At 68.2% G+C, this 5,354-nt stretch carries 5 protein-coding genes; all 5 read right to left on the bottom strand.

The window, feature by feature from the left end; translation table 11 throughout:
- Positions 1-611, bottom strand: a 611-nt coding sequence (locus tag ABDW35_RS31560) for a hypothetical protein (RefSeq protein WP_343717807.1), incomplete at its 3' end; no start/stop codon positions are given.
- 197 nt (positions 612-808) lie between these two features.
- Positions 809-1,642: an OmpA family protein gene (locus ABDW35_RS31555; RefSeq protein WP_343717806.1), complete on the bottom strand. Its 834-nt coding sequence runs from the start codon at positions 1,640-1,642 to the stop codon at positions 809-811.
- 22 nt (positions 1,643-1,664) lie between these two features.
- Positions 1,665-2,282, bottom strand: a complete 618-nt coding sequence (locus tag ABDW35_RS31550) for a hypothetical protein (RefSeq protein WP_343717805.1) — start codon at positions 2,280-2,282, stop codon at positions 1,665-1,667.
- 19 nt (positions 2,283-2,301) lie between these two features.
- Positions 2,302-2,877, bottom strand: coding sequence for an invasion associated locus B family protein (locus tag ABDW35_RS31545; RefSeq protein WP_343717804.1), 576 nt, complete (start codon positions 2,875-2,877; stop codon positions 2,302-2,304).
- Positions 2,878-2,890: 13 nt separating this feature from the next.
- Positions 2,891-5,354 (bottom strand): YadA-like family protein (locus ABDW35_RS31540; RefSeq protein WP_343717803.1); only part of this gene is annotated, 2,464 nt, incomplete at its 5' end.

The following is a 5,354-nucleotide window of genomic DNA, read 5'->3' as shown; positions in this document are numbered from 1 at the left end:
ATGCAGTCGAAGAACAGCCAGTAGAACGGCGCCTCGGGATTGTTCGGCAGCCCGTCGGGGACGTAGTTGAGCTCCGGATAATGCTCCATCATCCGGCTGAACACATGGCGCTTGATGGTCATGAACCCTGTCGGCGCCTCGGCGACCTCGACGAAGCCGTCCTCGGTGGTGAATTTCGACAGCGGCTCGGAGCCGAGGCCCACCGGGTTGAACGGGTAATCGGTGTAGGCCGCCTCGAACGCCTCCTTCGTCGTACCGGCCGGCACGCCGTGCTGGGGCCAGTTGAACCGCTTGATCGGATAGATCCCGGCCGCCACGTCGTGGTCCGAGAGCAGCAGGCGGATGGCGGCCTGCGGCTGGAACTCGATATCCGAGTCGATCCAGAACAGATGCGTGTATTCCTCATGCATGAGGAAGAACTTGACGATCTCGTTGCGCGCCCGGGTGACGAGGCTTTCCGCCCGCATGTGCAGGGACGACGGCAGCCCCAGGCGGATCGCCTCATGTGTCAGCAGGAACATGCTGGTGACGTAGTTCATCGAGACGGCCGAGATGTAGCAGGGCGTGGCCCAGAGCACGTTCATCGACCGCAGCGCGGAAACGGGGAGCATCTCGGGTTCAGGCTTCCAGCTTGAATGAAACTCGGCAGCTCGGCGGTGCCCGCTGCCGTCGCGATCCCGGGCTTGTCGGTCGCGCTCGTCCCGGGGGCCACGATCCATCGGGTGACGGATCATGGCCCCCGGGCACCGAGATCCGTGTGGGCTCCGGAGTCTCGGCTTTCTCTTATCCGCGCGTCAGAGGTCCGAGGTCAGGTGCAGACCCATTCCCGGACGGAGCAGGCCTTGGCGTCGCCGCCGCAGGTTGCCGAGGCCTTCTCCTCCGCCTCGCGCCGGGTCTTCGCGGAGGCGGCGCCCCAGGGGGCGGGCCGCCCGCCCGCTTCGGGCTCGCCGACGACCAGGGCCCCGCAATGCTCGTAGGGGAAGCCGGAGGTGTCGTCTTCGCTCCACCAGTGGCGGTAATTGCGGAACAGGGTGACGACCTTGCAGTCCTGGCCGCCGCGGTGGGCGCAGTATCGCAGCGCGATCTCCTGCGCCTCCTCCGGCTTGTCGGCGCCCCAGAAGAAGCCGCGCTTCTCGTCGGGCACCGAATAGGCGATGGCGCCCCAGATCCCCGGCCCGAGGCTCTGCCCGGCCGGCGCCCCTGGCGGCGACAGGACGATCTCGACGCGACGGTTCTGCGGTTCGCGGACGCCGTCGGCGGTCGGGACCAGCGGATCGGACTCGCCGACGCCCTTGACCGCGATCAGGCTGTCGGCGACGCCGTCGGCCATCAGCTCGCGACGGATCGTCTCGCCGCGCCGGACCGAGAGGGCCTGATTGTACTGGACCGAGCCCGAACGGTCGGTGTGGCCGGTGACGTCGATGCGCGTGGTCTCGCCCCGGAGGGCGTCGGCCGCGGCCGAGGCCACGACCTGCCGGGCTTCCGGAGTCAGATGCGCACTGTCGAAGTCGAAGAACACCAGATAGCTGCGGCTCGGGATGGCATCGACCGTCTCAACCCCGGACGGCGTTGGATCGGCTGCGCCGGCCGCGGAGGCGAGGCAGGCAACGGCAGCGAGCCCGAAGAGGACGGATCGCAGCATGGGTCGTCTCCCGTAAGGAGCCTCAGCCGCTGATGCTGAGGCTGGTCATGGCGACACAGGACTGGTCGAGCGGCACCAGAACGACCTGGGCGCCGTTGGGCATGGCCACGGTGGGCAGGTCGCCCAGCGAGCCGGCCTGGCCCTTCTGGTTCACCAGCTCGGCCGAGACGGCCTGGCACGGAGCCTTGACCGGCGTCACCCGCACCAGGGTGCCCTCGCAGGACCGGCCGACCGGCGCCGCGAAGACCATGCCGGCGCCACGCTGTCCCTGGGCGTCCTGGGCGCCGTCGAGCGCGACCAGCGACGCGACCGCATGGGCGTCGGCGGCCTTGGTGTTCCACTGGGTCTTCGCCGTGTAAGTCTCGTCGGCGACGACGCCGCGGCCGAGCGTGGTGAAGACATTCGCGCAGGCGCCGATCTTGCCTTCCCGGGCATGGGCCGCGAACACCGAGGCTTCCTGGGCCTCGGCCTGGTCCTGCGGCTTGGCCGATTCCTCGGCCGTGGTCTTGGCGGCCGCGGCGGGGGCCGGGGCGGCCGGCTGGCTCTTCTTCTCGGCCGCCTGGCCGATCACATCCGGGCCGAACACGCCGCCGAGTACAACGGCGCCCAGGAGGAGCGTGAGCAGCAGGGCCTTCTTCATGGATCTGTCCTTTGCGTTGCTATTTCATCGCCGACAGGGCGGCGAACAATCCTTCGAGAGGGGCCTGGAACGAGACCTCCCCGTCCGGCAGCTCGTAGGTCACCGTGCAGTCCGTGCCGGCCTGGATGTGGCGGCGCAGCATCTGCCCGATCGCGATGGTGGCGGTGCAGATGGCCGCATCGCAGCGGTCGGTCTGGGCGACGATCTGGTCCCGGCCGCCACCACCGAGCGTCAGCCCGATCGCGCCGCCCTGCCCCACCGCCGCCGGCACCCGCATCACCACCAGGGGTTTGCCGTCTTCCGTGGCCACGAAGGACCAGTTGAAGACCGGCGCCCCCTGCTGGTTGACGATCGACTGCGTCAGGTTGCAGACCCGGCGCTTCGACGTCAGGCTCTCGTCGCAGATCAGGGTCCAGTTCTCGAACGGCTGGATCACCCGCCGGAACTGGCCGAGCTGCTCCCCGTCGGGGATGGCGACCTCCGAGGCCTTCACGGTGTAGGTGGATGGCAACCGCACCCACCCTACCGCGAAAGCGTCCCCGGCCATCGCCGACAGCGCCAGCGCCGCCACCATGCATCCGGCCGCCAGCCTCATTGGCCATCCATCCTCAGTTGAGGGTGAAGGAGACGCCGACGCCGGCACCCCAATCACCCTCGCTCTGGATGGCCGAGGCGTTCACCCGGAACCAGCCGGACTCGGCGGTGTAGCCGAGACCCAGGGCCAGGGCGCCCTGGTCGTGCCACATGCCGCCGCCCACCGAAGCGCTGAGCTTGCCTGGACGGTCGTCGTAGCGCAGCGACGATGCCGCGATGCCGATCGCCGCCCCACGCCACGCATCCCGCCGTGCCTGCTTGATCTTGCCGTTCAGCGAGTCGAAGGCATCGTTCAGCTGGTTGAGGTTCACCGCATCCGTGCCGTTCACGCCCGGCGCGACATTGCCGATCGTGACCGGTGCGTTCGGGTTCCCGCCGCCCAGGGTGATCCGGTTGGTCAGGTTGCCCGCGCTGTCGGTGTCGTACTTCACCGAGATGTTGGCCAGCGCCGACAGCTGGCTGACATTCACCGCATCGGTCGCGGCGGAGCCCGCGGCGACATTGGTGAGGCGCCGTTCCGACCCGGATGAGCCGAAGGACACCTCGCCCGTCGCCACCCCGGCGGTCTTCATGCCCACCACCGGCGCGTAGGCCGCGTCGGAGAGGTTGGCCATGGTCGTGGAGCCTGCGCCCAGGGCCAGGGAGTTGGCCTTGGTCGCCTGCGCCCCGGCGCCGATCGCGATCGCGTTGTTGGCCGAGGCGCCGGCGCCGTTGCCCATCGAGATCGCGTTGGTGGCGCTGGCGGTCGAGGCCGGGCCGATCGCCGTGCTGTTGGTGCCGGTCGGCGAGGAGTCCGCCAGGGTCGAGTTGGTGTGGAAGTACTTGATGCCCGCCCCGCCGCTGATCGAGTTGTCGACCACGGTCGCCAGCGAATAGAGCTGGCTACCGTTGATCGCATCGGTCGAGGTGGCGGAGATCCGCCCGGCCGCGACGTTGGTGATGGTGCGCTCGGCGCCGACATCGCCCACGCTCACGGTGCTGGTCGGGTTGGTCCCGGCGAAGCCCGACAGGTTGAAGTTGTTGAAGGATGCGCTCGAGGTCCCGACCACGGCCTGCGTCTTCGAGCCCGAGCCCAGGGCGACGTCGCCGGCATTGGCACTCGCCTGCGCCCCGTTGCCCATGGCCACGCTGTTCTCGGTGGACGCCACGGCCGTCGGCCCGACCGCCACCGAGTTGGTGCCGTTCGCCTGGCTGTCCGCCAGGGTCGAGTTGGCGTGGAAGTACTTGATGCCGCCGCCGTTGTTGATGTTGGTCAGGCTGTTGTTCACGGCTTCGAAGGCATTGTAGACGGTCGTATAGCCCTTACCCTGGATGTTGTAGGTCGGGCCGGTGATCGAGCCGTCCGGATTGATGACGGTCGTTCCGCCGAACAGGTTTGTGATGTTCGTCGTCACACCCTTGAGCTGCGAGACGTTGACGGCGTCGGTGTCCGCCGAACCGGCGGCGACATTCGTCAATTTGCGCTCGGCTCCGCCGGCCCCGATCGACACCTCGCCGACCGAGTTCTGCTGCTGTCCTGCAAGGCCAAAGGCCGTGTAGTTCGTCTGAGCGCCGACAGTGGTCCTTGAATTGCCGCCAAGCGCGATGCTGTTGGCGAAGGTGCTCTGGGCGCCTGCGCCGATGGCGATGGACTGGATACCGGCGGCCAGAGAGTTCGTGCCGAACGCCAGGCCATCGGCCAGCATGACATGGGCCTTCTGACCGATCGCCGTGCCGCCCGGCGCCGTCTGGTCGACGATCGCGCCATTGCCGATGCCGACGCCATTGTCACCGTTGACGACGGTCGTGGGACCGACGGCAACCGACTGATCGCCGACCGCGAGCGAATCTCCCGCCGTGGAGTTGGCGTGGAAATACTTGGTCGAGGTCACAGCGACGGAGGCTATGGCGCCCTGAAGCTGCCGGATCGTCACGGCATCCTGGGCATCGGTGCCGTCCGCGACATTCGTGATCTGCCGGTAGGACTTGTCCGTGCCGACGGATACCGCGCCGAGAAGGGTCTTGTCCGTCGTGTTGTACTCGATGATCGCCGAACCGGCAGGGATCTGACCCGTCGCCGGAGCCAGCGCCCGGTCGGCGACCGATCCGGACCCAAGCGCCACGCCACCCAGGACCGTGGCCTGGCTGTCACGGCCGAGAGCCAGTGAACTGTCGGCAACCGCGGTCGCCTCATAGCCGACAGCGGTGGAGCCGATCCCCTGAGCCGAGGAGTCGGTGACCGGCAGCGTCCTGTCATTGGTGCGCACATACCGGATGCCACGGCCATTGGCGTCGGTGTAGCTCTTGGACGTATCGCCGGCGATGTTATTGATCGTGTCGCCCAGATTGGTGATCGCACCCGTGTTGACGGTGACCTGCTGGTTGGTGGCGAAAAGCTGGGAACCGTTCACCGCATCGGTCGAGGTGTCCGAGAGACGCCCGGCCGCGACATTGGTGATGGTCCGCTCTGCGCCCGCCGCGCCGACGCTGACCGTCGAG

This window comes from Inquilinus sp. (assembly GCF_039594555.1).
Classification (GTDB): Bacteria; Pseudomonadota; Alphaproteobacteria; order DSM-16000; family Inquilinaceae; genus Inquilinus.
The sequence above is the reverse complement of the archived record's forward strand: the minus strand, read 5'-3'. Positions and strand labels throughout refer to the sequence as shown.